1 pseudogene is annotated in these 361 nt (G+C 74.2%); it reads right to left on the minus strand.

Annotation, left to right across the window (positions count from 1 at the left end):
• Nucleotides 1-361: pseudogene (locus tag AB4039_RS42580) on the minus strand (2-oxoacid:acceptor oxidoreductase subunit alpha); the annotation flags it as partial.

The following is a 361-nucleotide window of genomic DNA, read 5'->3' on the forward strand; positions in this document are numbered from 1 at the left end:
CCGGGAAGGGGTTGAGGTGGCGCAGGTGGGCCTGCGCGATGGCCGTCCCCTGGGCCCGCAGCCGGCGGACGGCGGCGGTGATGGGGCCGTAGGTGGAGCCCCAGCCCAGCACGAGGGTGCGGGCCGTGCGGGCCGGGTCGTCGACCTCCAGGTCGGGGACGGCGATGCCGTCGATCTTGGCCTGGCGGGTGCGGACCATGAGCTCGTGGTTGGCCGGGTCGTAGGAGATGTTCCCGGTGCCGTCCTGCTTCTCGATCCCGCCGATGCGGTGCTCCAGCCCCGGGGTCCCCGGGACCGCCCACGGCCTGGCCAGGGTTTCCGGGTCCCGCTTGTAGGGCCAGAACACCTCGGTGCCGTCGGC

This window comes from Streptomyces sp. M-16 (genome assembly GCF_052114405.1).
Lineage (GTDB): Bacteria > Actinomycetota > Actinomycetes > Streptomycetales > Streptomycetaceae > Streptomyces.